At 70.8% G+C, this 17,851-nt stretch carries 12 protein-coding genes and 1 tRNA gene; 4 read left to right on the top strand and 9 right to left on the bottom strand.

What is annotated here, in order from left to right; all coding sequences use genetic code 11:
- Positions 1-314 precede the first annotated feature (314 nt).
- The 6 genes from thrB to M8I34_RS15005 form a co-directional block, all read right to left on the bottom strand.
- The gene (gene thrB, locus M8I34_RS15030; RefSeq protein ID WP_250049988.1) at positions 315-1,232 is read right to left on the bottom strand and encodes a homoserine kinase; all 918 of its coding nucleotides are present in this window, start codon (positions 1,230-1,232) and stop codon (positions 315-317) included.
- Between the two features lie 361 nt (positions 1,233-1,593).
- On the bottom strand, positions 1,594-2,679 hold the full coding sequence (thrC, locus tag M8I34_RS15025) for a threonine synthase (RefSeq protein ID WP_250049987.1): 1,086 nt from the start codon (positions 2,677-2,679) through the stop codon (positions 1,594-1,596).
- A gap of 8 nt (positions 2,680-2,687) precedes the next feature.
- A complete protein-coding gene (locus M8I34_RS15020) occupies positions 2,688-3,980 on the bottom strand; it encodes a homoserine dehydrogenase (RefSeq protein ID WP_030081230.1) in 1,293 nt (430 codons plus the stop codon).
- 137 nt (positions 3,981-4,117) lie between these two features.
- Positions 4,118-5,509: a diaminopimelate decarboxylase gene (gene lysA / locus M8I34_RS15015; RefSeq protein WP_030981879.1), complete on the bottom strand. Its 1,392-nt coding sequence runs from the start codon at positions 5,507-5,509 to the stop codon at positions 4,118-4,120.
- A 26-nt stretch (positions 5,510-5,535) separates the two neighbouring features.
- Entirely contained in the window at positions 5,536-6,627 is a 1,092-nt protein-coding gene (gene nrtL, locus M8I34_RS15010) for an ArgS-related anticodon-binding protein NrtL (protein WP_250049986.1), read from the bottom strand.
- Between the two features lie 154 nt (positions 6,628-6,781).
- The gene (locus M8I34_RS15005; protein WP_374210911.1) at positions 6,782-7,303 is read right to left on the bottom strand and encodes a PleD family two-component system response regulator; all 522 of its coding nucleotides are present in this window, start codon (positions 7,301-7,303) and stop codon (positions 6,782-6,784) included.
- 224 nt (positions 7,304-7,527) lie between these two features.
- Here M8I34_RS15005 and M8I34_RS15000 point away from each other — a divergent pair.
- A tRNA-Arg gene (locus M8I34_RS15000) sits at positions 7,528-7,599 on the top strand.
- A 165-nt stretch (positions 7,600-7,764) separates the two neighbouring features.
- Here the strand turns inward: M8I34_RS15000 and M8I34_RS14995 are convergent.
- Together M8I34_RS14995 and M8I34_RS14990 are read right to left on the bottom strand one after the other, a co-directional pair.
- Entirely contained in the window at positions 7,765-11,061 is a 3,297-nt protein-coding gene (locus M8I34_RS14995; RefSeq protein WP_250049984.1) for an AAA domain-containing protein, read from the bottom strand.
- Between the two features lie 242 nt (positions 11,062-11,303).
- On the bottom strand, positions 11,304-12,590 hold the full coding sequence (locus M8I34_RS14990) for a cytochrome P450 (protein ID WP_244418708.1): 1,287 nt from the start codon (positions 12,588-12,590) through the stop codon (positions 11,304-11,306).
- An 857-nt stretch (positions 12,591-13,447) separates the two neighbouring features.
- On the opposite strand from M8I34_RS14990, the gene M8I34_RS14985 reads away from it, so the two are divergent.
- A complete protein-coding gene (locus M8I34_RS14985) occupies positions 13,448-13,810 on the top strand; it encodes an SH3 domain-containing protein (protein WP_250049983.1) in 363 nt (120 codons plus the stop codon).
- Between the two features lie 82 nt (positions 13,811-13,892).
- Here the strand turns inward: M8I34_RS14985 and M8I34_RS14980 are convergent, their stop codons facing one another.
- Entirely contained in the window at positions 13,893-14,405 is a 513-nt protein-coding gene (locus M8I34_RS14980) for a DUF6624 domain-containing protein (RefSeq protein WP_308372309.1), read from the bottom strand.
- Positions 14,406-14,696: 291 nt separating this feature from the next.
- Here M8I34_RS14980 and M8I34_RS14975 point away from each other — a divergent pair, with 291 nt between their 5' ends.
- Positions 14,697-16,379 (top strand): FtsW/RodA/SpoVE family cell cycle protein, encoded by a 1,683-nt coding sequence (locus M8I34_RS14975; RefSeq protein WP_374210914.1) that lies wholly within the window; start codon positions 14,697-14,699, stop codon positions 16,377-16,379.
- Positions 16,376-17,830: a penicillin-binding transpeptidase domain-containing protein gene (locus M8I34_RS14970; protein ID WP_250049982.1), complete on the top strand. Its 1,455-nt coding sequence runs from the start codon at positions 16,376-16,378 to the stop codon at positions 17,828-17,830. The genes M8I34_RS14975 and M8I34_RS14970 overlap by 4 nt, the downstream gene beginning before the upstream one ends.
- Positions 17,831-17,851 lie beyond the last annotated feature (21 nt).

The following is a 17,851-nucleotide window of genomic DNA, read 5'->3' as shown; positions in this document are numbered from 1 at the left end:
CCGGCTTGGGTCCTTGGTCTCATGGACCGGGCCGGGGCGGTGGTCCCGCCGGAAGTGGCGGTGGGAATCAGTTCATGGCTCCGGCGTGAAGAGATGCAGACTGGCCATGTCGTCACGCCGATTCCGGAGCGTGCTCACTTCTGCTCAGGCCATTGCTCCAAGCAGTTTGGGAGGCTCCCGGAAGAAAGTGGTCCCTATGGGGGACACGAAGCACCGCGCCACTCAGGCGTCGAGTACTGACTTGAGGTTAACACTACCGGGTCCAACAAACATTCCCCCTCTCAAAGACCGGCAATCGTCGATCACCCGCGTGATCACCCGGCGAGCGGCAGTACGCAGGTGCCTGCCGCGTCGAGGGCCAGCCGGTTGGCCGCCCACCCCTCTCCCGCCAGTGCCGCGACCTTCTCGGCCGCCGCGTCCTCGACCAGCGCGAGCACCGTCGGGCCCGCACCGGACACAACTGCGGGGACGCCGTCCGCGCGCAGTCGGTTCACCAGGGCCACGCTCTCCGGCATCGCGGGGGCGCGGTATTCCTGGTGGAGTCGGTCCTCGGTCGCGGCGAGCAGCAGCTCGGGGCGCCTGGTCAGGGCCTCGACGAGCAGTGCGGCGCGGCCGGCGTTGGCCGCGGCGTCCACATGCGGGACGGTACGCGGCAGCAGTCCACGGGCGGTCTCGGTCAGCACCGGCTTTCCGGGCACGAAGACCACCGGAACGATGGAATCCGCGGGATCCATCCGGATCGCGCGGGCGGTTCCGGTGTCCATCCAGGCGAGGGTGAATCCGCCCAGCAGACAGGCGGCGACGTTGTCGGGGTGGCCCTCGATCTCGGTGGCCAGCTCCAGCAGCGCGGTGTCGTCGAGCTTTTGCTCACCGCCTATCGTCACCGCGCGGGCTGCGACGATGCCGGCGCAGATGGCGGCGGAGGAGGACCCCAGGCCGCGGCCGTGCGGAATGCGGTTGGCGCAGACGATTTCCAGGCCGCGCGGCTGTCCGCCGAGCAGCTCGAAGGCGGTGCGCATCGACCGTACGAGCAGATGGCTCTCGTCGCGCGGCAGGGACTCGGCGCCCTCACCTGCGATGTCGATGTGCAGTCCGGAGTCTGCGACACGCACCACGACGTCGTCGTACAGGCCCAGGGAAAGACCCAGGGCATCGAAGCCGGGACCGAGATTGGCGCTGGTAGCGGGGGTGCGCACCCGGACGGCGGCGGCGCGGAACGCGGGACCGGCCATCGCTCGATGACTCTCCTTGATTGATGCTGCGGTACTGCCCCGGAGCGCCGCGGCACCGAGGTGCCCGGCCGGCTCATGGGGTCTGTTCTGACCTGCCCTGCACGCCACTGCGTTATGCCGTGGGGAGGGGAGTTGGTGCCAGCCTATCGAAGGAAGGTTCTGTCGCGACATAGGGCGCACAGGAGGCGCACGATGCGTGTCGCGCGCCTTCCTGTGCCCCGACGCTGCCTTCCCTCTGGCTTTGCACCCTTTGCACACTTTGCTCTGCAAGGGTTGACGGAACGTTCACCGTCCCGTCACCGGGTGCCGTACGCGCACGTCCGCCCGTACGGCTGCGCCCCGCGCGGGGGCGCCGGCGGTCCTAGGCGAGACCGAGGCGCTCGGCCGCGGCGTCCGCGTCGATCGGGACCGTGACCGGCTGCGGCGCTCCGGCCACCGCCCAGTCCGGGTCCTTGAGGCCGTTGCCGGTCACCGTGCAGACGATGCGCTGGCCGGGGTCGACCTTGCCCTCCTCGGCGGCCTTGAGCAGACCGGCGACGGACGCGGCCGAGGCGGGCTCCACGAAGACCCCCTCCTGCGCGGCCAACAGGCGGTAGGCAGCCAGGATTTGACGGTCGGTCACGGAGTCGATGGCGCCGCCGGACTCGTCCCGCGCCTGCTCCGCGTACGACCACGAGGCGGGGTTGCCGATGCGGATGGCGGTGGCGATGGTGTGCGGGTCCTTGACGACCTCGCCGCGCACGATCGGCGCACTGCCGGAGGCCTGGAAGCCCCACATGCGCGGCGTGTGCGAGGCGATGCCGTCGGCCGCGTACTCCTTGTAGCCCCGCCAGTACGCCGTGATGTTGCCGGCGTTGCCGACGGGCAGCACATGGATGTCGGGCGCATCGCCGAGCATGTCGACGATTTCGAAGGCGGCGGTCTTCTGACCCTCGATGCGCACCGGGTTGACGGAGTTCACAAGTGCGACCGGGTAGTTGTCGGACAGGCTCCGGGCCAGTGTCAGACAGTCGTCGAAATTTCCCTCGACCTGGAGGATCTTCGCGCCGTGGACCAGTGCCTGGCCCATCTTGCCCAGCGCGATCTTGCCCTGCGGGACGAGCACGGCGCAGACCATGCCGGCGCGGACCGCGTAGGCGGCGGCCGAGGCGGAGGTGTTGCCGGTGGAGGCGCAGATGACCGCCTTGGCGCCCTCCTCCTTGGCGCGGGTGATCGCCATCGTCATGCCACGGTCCTTGAAGGAGCCGGTGGGGTTGGCACCCTCGACCTTGAGGTGCACCTCGCAGCCGGTGCGCTCGGAGAGCACCTGGGCCGGTACGAGCGGCGTGCCGCCCTCGCGGAGGGTGACGACCTCGGTCGTGTCGCTGACCGGGAGCCGGTCGCGGTATTCCTCGATGATTCCGCGCCACTGGCTGCTCGCCGTGGTCACAGTGGAATTGGCAGACATGGGTTCCTTTACTCCCCTTCGACCCGCATGATGCTGGCGACACCACGGACGGTGTCGAGCTCGCGCAGTGCCCCGACGGTCGACGACAGGGCCGCGTCCGCCGCTCGGTGGGTGACGATGACGAGGGATGCCTCGCCGTCCTTGCCCGACTGACGGACCGTATCGATCGATACGCCGTGCTCCGCGAAGATCGTGGCGACCTGGGCGAGAACACCGGGCTTGTCGGCCACGTCGAGGCTGATGTGGTACCGCGTGACGACCGCGCCCATGGGGCTGACGGGCAGCCGTGTGTAGGCGGACTCACCCGGTCCGGTGGCGCCGGCGAGCTTGTTGCGGCAGACCGCGACGAGGTCGCCGAGCACCGCGGAGGCGGTCGGCGCGCCACCCGCGCCCGGCCCGTAGAACATCAGCTGACCGGCCGCCTCGGCCTCGACGAAGACCGCGTTGTACGCCTCGCGGACGGAGGCGAGCGGATGCGTCAGCGGAATCATCGCGGGGTGCACCCGCGCGGTCACGGACGCACCGTCCGCGGCCCGCTCGCAGATGGCCAGCAGCTTGACCGTGCACCCCATGCGCTTGGCGGAGGCGATATCGGCCGCGGTGACCTCCGTGAGGCCCTCGCGGTGCACATCGTCGATGGTCACGCGGGTGTGGAAGGCGATACCGGCCAGGATCGCGGCCTTGGCGGCGGCGTCGAAGCCCTCGACGTCGGCGGTCGGGTCGGCCTCGGCGTAACCGAGCGCGGTCGCCTCGTCCAGCGCCTCGCTGTAGCCGGCCCCGGTCGAGTCCATCTTGTCGAGGATGAAGTTGGTGGTGCCGTTGACGATGCCGAGCACCCGGTTGACCTTGTCGCCGGCCAGGGACTCGCGCAGCGGCCGTACCAGCGGGATCGCGCCCGCGACGGCGGCCTCGTAATACAGGTCCGCACCGTTGGCCTCGGCCGCCGCGTGCAGCGCCGCGCCGTCCGCCGCGACCAGCGCCTTGTTGGCGGACACCACGCTGGCGCCGTGCTCGAAAGCGGTGGTGATGAGCGTACGGGCCGGCTCGATACCGCCGATGACCTCGATCACGACATCAATGTCGCCGCGTTTGACGAGCGCGGTCGCATCGGTGGTGACCAGGTGGGCCGGGACTCCCTCGCGCACCTTGTCGGGGCGGCGGACGGCGATCCCGGCGAGTTCCACGGGCGCACCGATGCGGGCGGCGAGGTCGTCGGCGTGCGTCGTCATGATGCGCGTCACCTCTGAGCCGACAACACCACAGCCCAGGAGCGCCACCTTCAGCGGACGCGTACGCATCATTCGACCTCTGCTTCTCATCGATCAGCGAATTCCAGCTTGCTCATGCACAAGTCTCACGCACCGGACGGCGGTTTCCGTCCATCGTCCAGATGCCGAGACATTTATTTCATCCGGGAGCGGAACCCGGCGATCCGGCCCTAGCCGACATCCAGCCGCAGGAGATCTTCCTCCGTCTCCCGCCGGACGATCACCCTGGCCGCACCATCCTTCACCGCCACCACCGGCGGCCGCAGCGAGTGGTTGTAGTTGCTCGCCATGGAACGGCAGTACGCGCCGGTGGCCGGCACCGCGAGCAGGTCCCCGGGCGCCACATCGGCCGGCAGGAAGGCATCGCGGACGACGATGTCCCCGCTCTCGCAGTGCTTGCCGACCACGCGCGAGAGCATCGGCGCGGCCTGGGAGGTGCGCGACACCAGCGCCACGCTGTACTCCGCGTCGTAGAGCGCCGTGCGGATGTTGTCCGACATCCCGCCGTCCACGGACACATACGTCCGCAGGCCCTCCAGCTCCTTGACCGTGCCGACCTCGTACAGCGTGAAGGCCGTGGGCCCCACGATCGCCCGTCCCGGCTCGACCGACAGCCGCGGCACACCCAGCCCCGCCGCCGCACACTCCTTGCTCACGATGTCGCCCAGCGCCGCCGCGATCTCGTGCGGCTCCCGCGGATCGTCGTCCGAGGTGTACGCGATGCCGAGCCCGCCGCCCAGGTCGATCTCGGGCAGCTCGATCCCGTGCTCGTCACGCACTTCGGTCAGCAGCTGCACCACGCGGCGCGCGGACACCTCGAATCCCGCCATATCGAAAATCTGCGAGCCGATGTGGCTGTGGATGCCGATGAGTTCCAGCCCGTCCAGCTTCAGCGCACGGCGCACGGCCTCCGCCGCCTGGCCGTCCGCGAGCGCAATGCCGAACTTCTGGTCCTCGTGTGCGGTCGCGATGAACTCATGCGTATGCGCCTCGACACCGACCGTGACCCGGATCTGCACGCGCTGCCGCTTGCCCAGCCGCTCCGCGATATGCGCGACCCGCACGATTTCCTGGAACGAGTCGAGCACGATCCGTCCGACCCCCGCCTCCACGGCGCGGGTGATTTCCTCGGTGCTCTTGTTGTTGCCGTGCAGGGCGATCCGCTCGGCCGGCATTCCCGCCGCCAGCGCCGTGGCCAGCTCGCCCCCGGAGCAGACGTCGAGATTCAGCCCTTCTTCGTTCAGCCACCGCACGATGGCCCGGGACAGGAACGCCTTCCCGGCGTAGAACACATCGGCCCCCGGACCGAAGGCGTCCTTCCAGGCCCGGCAGCGGGCCCGGAAGTCGTCCTCGTCCAGGAAGTACGCCGGTGTGCCGAACTCCTCGGCGAGCGCGGCGACGTCCAGCCCGCCGACGGTGACCACACCGTCGGCATTGCGCGAGACCGTACGGGACCAGACCCGCGGGTCGAGGGTGTTGAGATCGGCGGGCGGCCCGGCGTAGTGCCCCTCGGGCAGTACGTCAGCGTGCCGGGGCCCGGCGGGATGCGCGGAGCGACTCATGACTGTGGAGTTCCCCTCAAAATCGTTCAGAGGTGTTCGGGAGCGGAGATGCCGAGCAGACGCAGGCCGTTGGCGAGCACCGTCCCGCCGGCCTCGGCAAGGGCCAGCCGGGCGCGGTGCACGGCCAAGGGTTTCTGCTCCCCGACGGGCAGCGGCGGAAAGAGGTCATGCCACCGGAAGAACGCGTCCGCCGTCGCCTCCAGATGGCGCACCACCCGGTCCGGCGCCCGCAGCCGCGCGGCGACTTCGATGACGGAGGGGAAGGTGGCGAGAAGGGTCTCCAGAGCATGGAGGCTCTGGAGGGAGTGGGCGGGGGGCGCGGGGTGCTGCGACATGGGCTGACCAGTTGGGGCGGACCGCTCCCCGGGCGAAGACGAGGAGCCGCCATCCGTCAGCGGACGCCCCACCTCCCCCGGCTCGCTCACAAACCCCAGCTCACCCGCGTTCCGCACCAGCGCCCGCACCCGCGCGTACGCATACTGCACCCGGAACCGCGGATTGCTCTCCCGCTGCACGGGCCGCTCGGGCACCCGCACCGGATCATGCGCGGCCGGCCGCAACAGGATCCAGCGTGCCTCGTCGGAGCCGAGGCGGGCGATGAGTGCGGCGAGGTCGTACGGAACGGGCGCGAGCGCCGGGTGGCCTCCGCCCCGGCGCCCACCGGGCCCGGCCGCCGCGTCGATCCGCGCCAGCACCTCGTCGATCACGGCCTCACGGGCGCCGCCCGCCGCGGAACCGTCCACCGGACCGAAGGCATCAGGGTCTTGCCCCGCCCTCGACCCGCCGTAGCCGTCCCCCTGCGCCAGCACCTCCCGTACGAGCGCGACCTGCGCCCCGTCCCCCAGGGTGAAGTTCAAAAAACCCGGCCCGGCGATCTCGACGCGGGCGATCCCGGCGCTCCCGACCAGCCGCTTCCGCAGAATCTCGGCGACCTCCCGGGCCGGCCGCCCCGCCGGTCCCGCGAGTTGCAGCGCGACATGGGAGGCGTAGTCCCCACACCCGGGCCGCGGCGGCGGCTGCACCACGATCCGCGCCGGCACAGGCACGGAGAGCTCCTGCTCCTCCACTGCACCACGCACGGAGCGCAGGACGGTGCGGGAGAGCTCAGCGGGGGTCACAGGACAAGCGTATGGGAGACCAGGGGCATCCACGCGACCCGGTTTCGCCCTGTGGACACTCCGCCCGCGGATCCGGGGCGGGTCCGGGACTCACCTGAGCGCGGCATCGGGGCGACGGGCTTCCGGCGTGCCCGCGCACAGCACCGGGGCTCGCCTACTCCCCACCCGCATCCACCATGCCGACCCCACCGGACGTCGCGACCCCGCCGGACGGAGCGCCACGCTCCGCCGCGCCCCCGCCCCCGTCGCTCTCCCCGTCCTCTTCCTCGGCCCCACCCGCGGCCCCACGCTGCCGCTGGCGCGCCTCGCGCACCAGCATCCCCACGGTCCGCACCAGCTCCGTCGGCTCGAACGGCTTCGCGAGAAAGGCGTCCACGCCCACCGTCTCGCCGTTGTCCACCTCGCCCTGCGTGCAGGCGCTGACGATGGCGATCGGGATGTCCCACGTCCGCGGATCGGACCGCAACCGCGCCGCGGTGTGCAGTCCGTTGAGCCGTGGCATCACCACATCGAGGGTCACGACATCAGGTCTCACGTGGTGCACCACGTCCAGACATTCGGCACCATCAGCCGCGGTCACGACCTCGAAGCCCTCCAGCTCGAGATTGACCCTGATCAACTGCCGGATCACCTTGTTGTCGTCGACAACGAGGATCCGACCGGACAAGCCAGGCACACCTTGAGACTAGGACCCCGCCTGTGACTGCGTCCCGGTTTTCCCCACTTCCGCCCCCGTGTGAGGGACCTTTCCCCGACCCTCACCGCCGCGCCCCTCACATGCGCTAGAGACCCGGCCACCGCCGCCGCGCCCCCTCCCCCACCTCCCACGAAACCTGTTCATGAACACCCCATCAGAGCTGGTAGGGTTCTACCCGTCGCCACGAGAACACAGGCGGCAACGCCCCCGTAGCTCAGGGGATAGAGCAACGGCCTCCGGAGCCGTGTGCGCAGGTTCGAATCCTGCCGGGGGCACTCCAGCCAGACAGCGTGATCAATCCGCTGGACTGCTGAAGTGCCAGACTTCGAGAGCCGGACCCAGTTCCACTGGGTCCGGCTCTTTGTTGTGCGCTGCCGCTGCTCGCGTAGGGGTCTGTAGGGGCGTCGGCCGGGGCTCGGCCGGCCGTCGCGGGCCGTCTCTCAGCGGCGGCCCGACGGGCTGAACCGGACCGCGGTCTGCCACGCCTTGTCGCCCCTTCGGGCCGGGCAGGCGCGGTGGTAGCAGCGCCAGTACCAGGTCCCGTTGCCGCGGCGGCGCAGGTCCACCTCGTCGCCGTGGCAGGCCCCGCAGCTGGGCGGCCGGGCGAAGTCCTCCGCGTGCTCATGGGTGAGGATCTTGCGTGCGAAGTGGCCGCCCTTGATGGTGAGCATGACCTCGCGCGAGCGGCTCTGGGAAAGGGAGTTGAGGCTGCCGAGCAATACCGTGCGTTCGTCGATGACGACGATCTTCTGGTGCATGACGTTGACGGGGACGACGGTCGGCACCACCGCGCGCAGCCGTTTGACCAGGTCGGCCTGCTTCTTCTGGCCCGTGTCGTAGGGGTCTCGGACGAAGACCGTCACCCGGACTCCGCGTCGTACGGCCTCGCCGAGTACCGGGAGCAGACCGGTCAGCCGTTTCGCCGTCCACGGGGACCAGATCCACAGGGACGTCGTGGCCTCGGCGAGGCGGGCGGCGAAGGTCTCGTAGAAGGAGATCTCGTCGTCGATGTCGGAGATCTGGACGTGCCGGGAGAGGACGTCGGCGAGGCGGGCGCCGAACTGGCCGAGTCCGGGGTCGAGGTGACCGCCCGGCGCGATGAGCTGGGTGGCGGGGACCGAGCGGGCGCGCTGGGCGCGGATGAGCGTGGCCAGTTTGCCCAGGGCGGTGTCCTCGCCTGCCGCGAGGATGCGGCCGCGGCTTCCGAGTACGTACAGCCTGGTCTGTACGCGGGTGACGGCGACGTTGAAGAGGCGTACGCCGTTGCGGGCCCACGAGGTCGCTTCGGGGCCGCGGGAGGCATGGGCCATCCAGAGGCCGTCGCCGTAGTCGTCCTCCACGGTGTCGAAGACGGCCACCGGGAACTCGCGGCCCTGGAAGCGGTGGGCGGTGCCGACCTCGGCGAGCTGACCGCCGCTGCCCTCGGTGTCCCGCAGCGCCTCCAGGGTGGCTTCCGCCTGTACGGGGTACGGCGTGACGACGCCGGCCGACTCGCCCTCCTCACGGTGCAGGTCGATCAGGGCGCGGGCGAGCAGCGGTCCGGCCGGCCACCAGCCCTTGCGGCGGCCGGTGAGGTGGGCCCGGGCCAGGCTCTGGAGCCCGTCGGTGTCGATGATCACCACCTCGGGGTCGCCCGGCTCACGCAGCGCGGCCCGACGCCGCACCCCCGGGCCCGGCTTCAGCACCCCGTCGTACGCGAGGGTGTTCGCCAGGCCCATGACGTCCGGGCCGAAGCGGTGCTGGACGTCCAGCACGACACAGCCCGGGTGGTGCACGGCCGCCGCGGGCGACTCGATACCGAAGTGCTCGAAGACCTCGCGGAGCACCCATCGGGCGACATCGGGCCGCTTCTTGCCGTCCAGGGCGGGGAGTACGGGGCCGAGCTGCATGAAGTCCCCGAGCAGTACGGCCGTGGTCCTCGCCTTGCCCACGGCGAGGAGGACCTCGGGCAAGGTGGCCGCGCCGGCCTCGTCGACGAGGCCGACGTCGTACTCCCCCTCGAAGACCGCCTTGTTGGTCCGGAACCGCGCGAGCGTGGTGGCCACCACGCTCGCCCCCCGGATGATCTCGCCCTGGGCATCGCGCGAGAGCTTGTCGTACTGCTCCTGTAGCTCGCGGTGGCGGCGTTCGAGAGCGGGACGCTGCTGCTCGTCCTGGGCGACCTGGGGCCTCGCCGCTGCTGCCAGCGCATGGCGTCGAGGGTGGCCGAGCCGGTCGGCCTCCGCGACGCGCGCCTCGGCCGCCTTCGCCAGGCCGATCTCCTTGCCGAGGGGGACGAGCAGGGCGCTCGCGGCGTTCGCCGCCCGTCCGGCCTTCCGGAGCTCTCCCTCCACGGAGCACAGGGTTTCCTGCCTGAGCGCGATCTCCTGCCTGCTGAAGGGGATCCGGGCGCGAAGGCCGGCGAGGCGCCGCGCGAGCTTCTCCTGGCCGCGGTCGCGTACGGCGCGGGCGTCCGCCGCCCGCTTCTCGGCTTTCCCGGCCTCCTCGCGCGCCGCCTCGAGCCGGGAACGTGCCGCCTCCCTGTCGTGCTTGGCCCGGCGTTTCGCCCATCCCTTGAGCTGGTCGAGGTCGTCGAGCCGTCGCTCCGCCTTGCCGCGTTCGGCCTCGGCGAGCAGCGCCTTCGTCTCCACTTCGGTTACTGCGTCGTGCAGTTCCGCGGCGAGGGCCTGCTCCTTGTCGTACGTCGCCCAGTCGGCCTGCGCCTGCTCGGTCGCGGCGAGGTTCTGCGCGGCGGCCGCATACTCCTGTTCCAGGCGGGCGGACCGCTCCTCCGCCTCCCGCGCCGAGCGGTGGGATCGTTCGAGCGTGTGCGTCAGGGCGGCGGAGGTGCGGGCGGGATCGTCGAGGCGGGTGCGGTCGGCCGCGTACGCCACCGCGTCGGAATCCGTGAGGCTCCCTTCCAGTTCCGCTAGATGTCGCGCTCGTTCCCGGGCCGCCAGGAGCTGCGCGGCGACCGCCCGGCGCTGTGCATCGGTGTCGGCGAGCCGCTCACGCACCATGAGGGTCAGGCAGACGTGGCGGTCCTCCGCGATCTCGCGCAGGTGGGGCGGGCCCACCCGGACGATCTGGCCATCGGTGTGCCGGCGTTCCTTCACCACGCCCCACAGAGCGTTGTCCACAGCGATGTTGGTCGCCGAGACCAGCAGGATCCGCTTGCCCCGTGCGACCAGGTCACCGATGGCCCGTTTCAGTACCGTCGTCTTGCCTGTGCCGGGCGGGCCCCACACCAGCCACAGGCCTTCGCCGGTACAGGCGCGGTACGCGAGGCCCTGGGCCGGCATGAGGACGTCGCCCGGCACACCGGTCGGTGCCAGCCGTCCCGCCCCCGCCTCGCCGCGCGCCATGAGGTGCGCCAGCGGGGCTTCGGTGAGCCCGGCCATGCCCTCGCGCAGCGCCTTCACCAGGAAGCCTGTGGGCTGCGGCTTCATCCACAGATGAGGGTCGGGGGGATCCGCGAACTCGGCCACGCGCACCCGCAACGCCGTACCGTCCTTGAACACGTCGAGCACGGCGTGGCCCGCGTCGACGCCGTTCTCCTCCGCTCCGGCCAGCCGCAGTCCGTCGCCGTGGAGCTGGTCCGTCCCGGCGTCGGAGCCACGGACGTCGATGACGAATTCCCCGGGCGTCCGGCCCCGTACCGCCCGGCCCAGCGGGCGCCAGCGTGGCTCCCGCGCCGGTACGCCCTCATGCGCCACCCAGGCGTCGAGTGCCGAGACGACTTCTTCCTGCCAGCCCACTGTCCCCCGCTACGACGGCGTCGCCCAGATCTTGATCCCGTCCTACCAGCGGAGCCGAGCGGCCACTACACCCGTTCTCGCCAAGGTCGGCGCATTCCGCCCGCATCACCGGCCGGGCTCCCCGCAGGCATCGCCCGCCGGCCCGCGGCACGGTCCGGGAGCGCGGCCCGACACAGAAGACCGGGCATCCGGGCCCATCGGCCAAATGCCCGGTCAGCGGGGGTGTGGAGCAGGGGTTGTGGTCAGTTGTCCAGCCGGACCGGCAGGGATTCGATTCCGTAGACGATCGAGAGTTTGCGGAATTCCAGGTCCTCCGGTTTGGCGGCGAGGCGCATGTTCGGGAAGCGGCGTGCCAGGGCGGGGTAGGCGGCGCGGAGTTCCATGCGGGCGAGTTCCGCGCCTACGCAGCGGTGGATTCCGTAGCCGAAAGCGAGGTGGGAGGGGACGTTGCGGGTGGGGTCGAACTGTTCCATTTCCGGGCCCAGTTTGCCGTCCCGGTCCGCACCGCTCAGTGAGCACAGCACCACATCTCCGGAGGCGATCTGGACGCCGCCGATTTCCAGGTCCTCGCGGGCGAAGCGCGGGAAAGCGACCTGCACGACGGTCAAGTAGCGGAGGAGTTCCTCGACATAGCCGTCGACGGCGTCGTCACCGTCCTGGAGGGCCGCGAAGTGCTTGGGGTCCTGGAGGAGGACGAGGGCGCCGAGGGCCAGCATGCTCGCGGTGGTTTCGAAACCGCCGGTGAGGACGCCGTCGGCGAGGCCCGCCAGCTCTTCGTCGCTGACCGAGTCGCCGTGTTCCTTCACGATCATGCCGAGCAAGCCGTCGCCCGGGTTTTCGCGCTGCTTCTTGACGATGTCCCGGAAATAGGAAAGCGATTCGGATATGGCGCCGAAGGAGGCGTTTGCACCACTGAAAAGGTCGAAGCGGGCGGCACTGAGCCGCTCGAAGTCGGCGCGGTCCTCGTAGGGGACGCCAAGGAGTTCGCAAATGACGAGGGAGGGGATGGGGAGGGCGAAGGCGTGGACGATGTCGACCGGGTCGCCGTCTTTGCCCGCCTTTTCCATGGCGTCGAGACGTTCCTCGACGATCTCGTGGATGCGGGGGGTGAGCCGCCCGAGACGCCGCATGGTGAATTCGGGCGTCAGCAGCCGACGGAGGCGGGTGTGCACGGGCGGGTCGGCGAATCCGAGTCCACCGGGGTTCTGTTCGGCACCGGCACCGGCCTTGCCGACGAGGTTGGTGAAGTCCGAACTGAAGGCATTGGCCTTTCCCAGCACCGCCTTGACCTCGTCGTAGCCGGTGACCAGCCAGACGTTGGCGGCTATCGGCACGGGGAGCTTGCTGACGGGCTCCCGCTCCCTGACGGCGGCCAGATCACCCACAGGGTTGAGCCCCTCGCGCCGCAGCGGCATCAGGACGGACTCGGGCAAGAAAGACATTCGAGACAGGTCGAAGCCCTTCTTCTGAGTTCTCGCCAGATACATACGGCCGGCCCAGGCGATGATCCGGGAACGGAGAGTCGTCATGACGCTAATACTGCCTTTCGTCGAGGGGGTCGGTCATCCGCGCTCCGCGGCCCAAGTCGGCCGGGACGGCACGGAACCTCCACTCGGCGTGCACGGGTGTGATGTACGCCATAGCCCCTCGCTTACGGTGGTCATGGCACAGGTCCATGCCATCGACCGATGTCTTCGGTCGTCCGCACCAGCGTGACGAGCTCGGCCTCGGCCTTCTTCTTCTATTCGGTCTGGACGAGTTTACAAAGTGCCATTGGGCGCGTTCACAGAACAACCCGGATCGACCCTGAGCGGCCCCTGGGGCGCCCCTGATTCTTCCCTTAGACATGGCCGTCGCCGCGGGCGCCCGTCACCCCGCATCGCCCCGGACCGCCCCGCGCCACCCCGCACTTCCCTGTACGCCGCCCTGCCGTTGCGGAAGGCGCGGGCGCGTGGGTCGGAGGAGCCCCGGCGAGCCCGAGGGAGCGAGGGGCGCAGCCGGGCGGACGGGCCGATGGGGCGGCGGGGCGACGGGGTGGCGTGTCAATGCCGCTTTGCGAGGGGTGAGTTGGGGTGGGGTGGCCCCGGTGCCCCGTAGTGGCCTCCCCTGACCCGGATCGCCGGGAGCCGCCCGCCCGCCGTCGTCACGGATTGTGATGAGTTGCGGACTCTCCGGGGCCTCTCTAGCGTGAGAAGGGAGCGAGACAAGCGGCACGGTGCGGCGCCGGAGAGCGGCGCACGGTTGCGGAAGCCGCACTCGCGGCCGGGGAAGGGTGCGACAGGCACCGCACCGGCGGGGCACAGGCCCCGACCCGTCCGTAGGTGACGCCCGGCACCTCACCCCGCAGGGACTCCCCTGAGACTCACCCCTTCGCAGGAGGAAGCACATGTTTCCGCAGTCGAAGTCCGCCATATTCGGTTCGTTCGCCCTTTGTGTTCTGTCCGGTGTGCTGGCCGGGGCCGTCACGGCCGGCCCCGCCCTGGCCTCCGACGACGGTGGGGGCGAAACCTTCGCCGCACACGAGGCCCGTGTCGTCGCCGAGGAGGGGCTGGTGCTGCGAGCGGGGCCCAGCACCCAGTACCGCGCGATCGGTTCGCAGGAGTACGGGACGGTGGTGGGGATCGTCTGCCGGGTCAAGGGGGAGAGCATCGAGGGCAACCCGGTCTGGTACAAGCTCGGCGATGCCTCGTACGTCTGGTCCTCGGCGCGGGACATCGTGAACGACGGGGAGGAGCCCCGCTGGTGCTGAGGCGGGCCGTACGAGCCCGCGGAGGCCCGCCACGGGGGCTCGTACGCCGCGCCTCGGGCCCCCGCGCCAAGCCCCTCGCGCCTCAGCCCGTCGCGAACTTGGCGACGTACTCGTCGAAGGGCTCGATGCCCGCCGCCACCCGCATGTCGTCCATGCGCGCGGGGTCTTCACACGGCCACGGCACCGGAGAACCCTCCTTGATGCCGGCGATCTGTGTGCCATAGATCTGCTTGCGGCCCTCGTTGACCAGCGTCCGGTCGCGCAGGAAGGCCAGCTCGCGCGGAGCGGCCGAGCCTGCCGCCACCGCCTGTTCCATGAGCCGGAGGGCACGCCGCTGCACATCGAGCTGCCGGTCGGCGTGCTGCGCGATCAGCCATGCGCCGCGTGCGGCGTCCTCGCCGACGAGCTCCGCCGTCGGCCAGCCGTACTCGTCCATGATCTGGTGCAGCCGGTCGCCGTGCTGGGCGGTGAGGCGGCGCCAGGCCAATTGTTCCGCGGGGTTCTCGCTGTTCGCACCGGGGGAGGTCTTCTGGTCCGCCTGAGCCATGCGGATGAGTTCCGCCGCTAATGCCGCCGTGCCGTTGTTGTGCGTCACTTTCGCTCCATGGTCTGCGCCGGTTCGGACTCCTCACGCTAGGGGCTCTTCGCGCCACGAAGATCATTCCGAAGAACGGTGACAGGCGGGGCCGTGAGCGGCGATACTGGATCTACGCCGAAAAGAATGCCGAGAGAATGCGGCGCGGCGCGGCGACTCGGCCCGCAGCCCGCCGGTGGCGTCCTCACAGGACTTTGCGCGTACGGGATACGCCCCCCGACGCCCCGAACGTCGTATCCGACATAACGGAAATACCGGCTGCCGCTTGCTACGTTGCCAGGCATGACGGCAATGGCAAGGGCGACGGTCGCCGCGCGCCCGGCGGACACTCCCCCACCCTTGCCGCCACTGCCCAAGCGACGGGGCGTCGAACTGGCCCTCCTCGTAGGTGCCGTCTTCATCAGCGTCTGCGGGTATGTCGTCGTGGGGCTGGCCCGATGGCATGCCCTGCCGGGTGGTGCGATCCGCTACGGCGCCGGGCTCGGCGGGCTGGCGCTGCTCGCGCACCTCGCCGTGCGCTTCCGCGCCCCGTACGCCGATCCGCTGCTGCTGCCCACGGCGGTGCTGCTCAACGGGCTCGGGCTGGTGCTGATCTTCCGGCTCGACCAGGACACCCCCGCCGACCACGCCGCACCCACCCAGCTGCTGTGGTCGACCGTCGGCGTCGCGCTGTTCACCGCGGTTGTGGTGCTGCTGCGCGACCACCGCATGCTCCAGCGGTACGCCTATGTCTGTGCGGCCCTCGCGCTGGTGCTGATGGCGGCGCCGATTCTCTTTCCCGCCGTCAACGGGGCGAAGATCTGGATCCGTTTCGCCGGCTTCTCGCTTCAGCCGGGCGAGTTCGCCAAGGTTCTGATCACCGTCTTCTTCGCGGGCTACCTGGCCGCGAACCGCGCCGCGCTGGCGCACACCGGGCGCCGGATGTGGCGGCTACGGCTGCCGACCGGCCGGGTGCTCGGGCCGATCGTCGCGGTCTGGCTGATCAGCGTCGCCGTGCTGGTGCTCGAACGCGATCTGGGCACCTCGCTGCTCTTCTTCGGGATCTTCGTCGTCCTGTTGTACGTGGCCACCGGGCGGACCGGCTGGCTCGCGATCGGGCTGGTCCTGGCGGGCATCGGAGCGGTTGCCGTCGGCACGCTGGAGCCGCATGTGCACAGCCGGGTCGAGGACTGGCAGCATCCGTTCGCCGGCATCGCGGCGGGCAAGGGGCCCGGTCAGCTCGCCCAGTCGCTGTTCGCGTTCGCCGCCGGCGGGATGTTCGGCACCGGCCTCGGCCAGGGCCACTCGTATCTGATCGGCTTCGCCATGAAGTCCGACTTCATCCTGGCGACCTACGGCGAGGAGCTGGGGCTGGCCGGGCTGACCGCCCTGTTTCTGCTGTACGCACTGCTGGTGGCCTGTGGCTATCGTGCCGCGGTCGCGTTGCGGGACCCGTTCGGCAGTCTGCTGGCCGTGGGCCTCGCGGCGCTGCCCGCCCTCCAGGTCTTTGTGATCGCGGGCGGGGTGATGGGGCTGATTCCGCTGACGGGGATGGCGATGCCGTTTCTCGCGCAGGGCGGTTCCTCCGTCGTCACGAACTGGATCATCGTCGCGCTGCTGCTGCGGATCAGTAACCGGGCGCGGATGCCACGGCCGGAGGGCGGCAATACGGAGGGGAGCGGTACGGAGGGGAGTGCCGGTCCGGGCCACCGTGCGCACGGCACCGGGGGCAGTCCGGCGCACGCTGCCGGGGGCGGTGCCGCCGGCGACGGCAGGAGCAGTGCGGCGGATCTTCCCGCACATGGCACCGGGCTGGGGGCAGGGAGCTGGGTGGTCGGCTTCATGAAGCCGGCCCCGCCCCAGGCGCCCGATACGCCCGATACGCAGGGCAGGCCACGGGCGCAGAACGCGTCGGCCCAGGCGCAGACCCACCCCCCGGGGGCCCCGCCGACGGCCCCCGCCGATGACGCCCCCGCCCCGGAGGCCGGCCGTTGATCCGCTGCATTCGGCTGACCGCCGCCTTCTCCTTCCTTCTCCTGCTGGCGCTGCTGGTCAACGCCGCCCGGGTGCAGGTCTTCGAGGCGGAGGACTACGGCGCCAGTCCGGCCAACCGCCGGGGGCCGATCGTCCGTTACGCACAGCCGCGCGGTGCCGTGCTCGTGGCGGGCCGCCCGGTCACCGGCTCCCGGGACAGCGGGGGACGGCTGCGCTACGAGCGCACGTACACCGAGGGACCGCTGTATGCGCCGGTCACCGGCTACTCCTCGCAGACCTACGGGACCTCCCTGCTGGAGAGCGCCGAGGACGGCATCCTCTCCGGCGCCGACGACCGGCTCGCCACCTTCCCCTGGTGGGACCGGCTGACCCGCGCCCACCGGCGGGGCGGCAGCGTCCACACCACCATCAGCCCCCGGATGCAGCGCGCCGCGTTCGACGGGCTGGGCGACAAGAAGGGCGCGGTGGCCGCGATCGAGCCGCGTACGGGGCGGATCCTGGCGCTGGTCAGCACGCCCTCGTACGACCCGGGTGAGCTGTCCGGCAACGGCGCCGCGGTCGGCGCGGCCTGGCACCGGCTGAACGGCGCCGAGCGGCAGCCGATGCTCAACCGGGCCCTGCGGCAGACCTATCCGCCGGGCTCCACCTTCAAGGTCGTCACCGCGGCGGCCGCGCTGGAGAGCGGCAAGGTCACGGATATCGAGGCCCCCACGGACTCGCCCGACCCCTACCTCCTGCCCGGCACCGACACCCTGCTCGGCAATGCCGCGAAGGGCTGCGAGGACGCGCCGCTCAAGGACGCCTTCCGGGCCTCGTGCAACACCGTCTTCGCGCGGCTGGGCGCCGGGATCGGGCTCGACGGCATGGCCGATACGGCCCGGAGGTTCGGCTTCAACGACCGTCGGCTGCGCATCCCCTCGCCCGTCGCGCCGAGCAACTTCGATACCCGGATGGACGTCTCACAGGTCGCGCTGTCCGCCATCGGGCAGTACGACACCGCCGCCACACCGCTCCAGATGGCGATGGTCGCGGCGGTGGTCGCCAACGACGGCCGGCTGACCGCGCCGTCGCTCGTGGACAAGGAGACCGATGCCCGGGGGGTGATGGTCGCGGGCGGTCCGCACCGCCCCACGCGCGAGGTAACCGGTCCCGGTACGGCCCAGCGGCTCCAGGAGATGATGGTCGACGTCGTCGAGCACGGCAGCGGGCAGCACGCCGCGATCAAGGGTGTCACGGTCGGCGGCAAGACCGGCACCGCGCAGCACGGGGTGCACAACGAGGGCACGCCGTATGCCTGGTTCATCTCCTGGGCCAGGGCGAAGGACAGTTATGAGCCGGCCGTGGCGGTGGCCGTGGTGGTCGAGGACGCGGCGGCCGACCGTGCGGACATCAGCGGTGGCGGGAGTGCGGCGCCGATCGCGCGGGCGGTGATGGCGGCGGCGCTGGGCTGAGCTCTTGGCCCCGGGTCCGGG

This window comes from Streptomyces sp. MCA2 (genome assembly GCF_023544705.1).
GTDB classification, from domain to species: domain Bacteria; phylum Actinomycetota; class Actinomycetes; order Streptomycetales; family Streptomycetaceae; genus Streptomyces; species Streptomyces decoyicus.
This window is presented reverse-complemented; position numbering and strand designations above follow the sequence as displayed.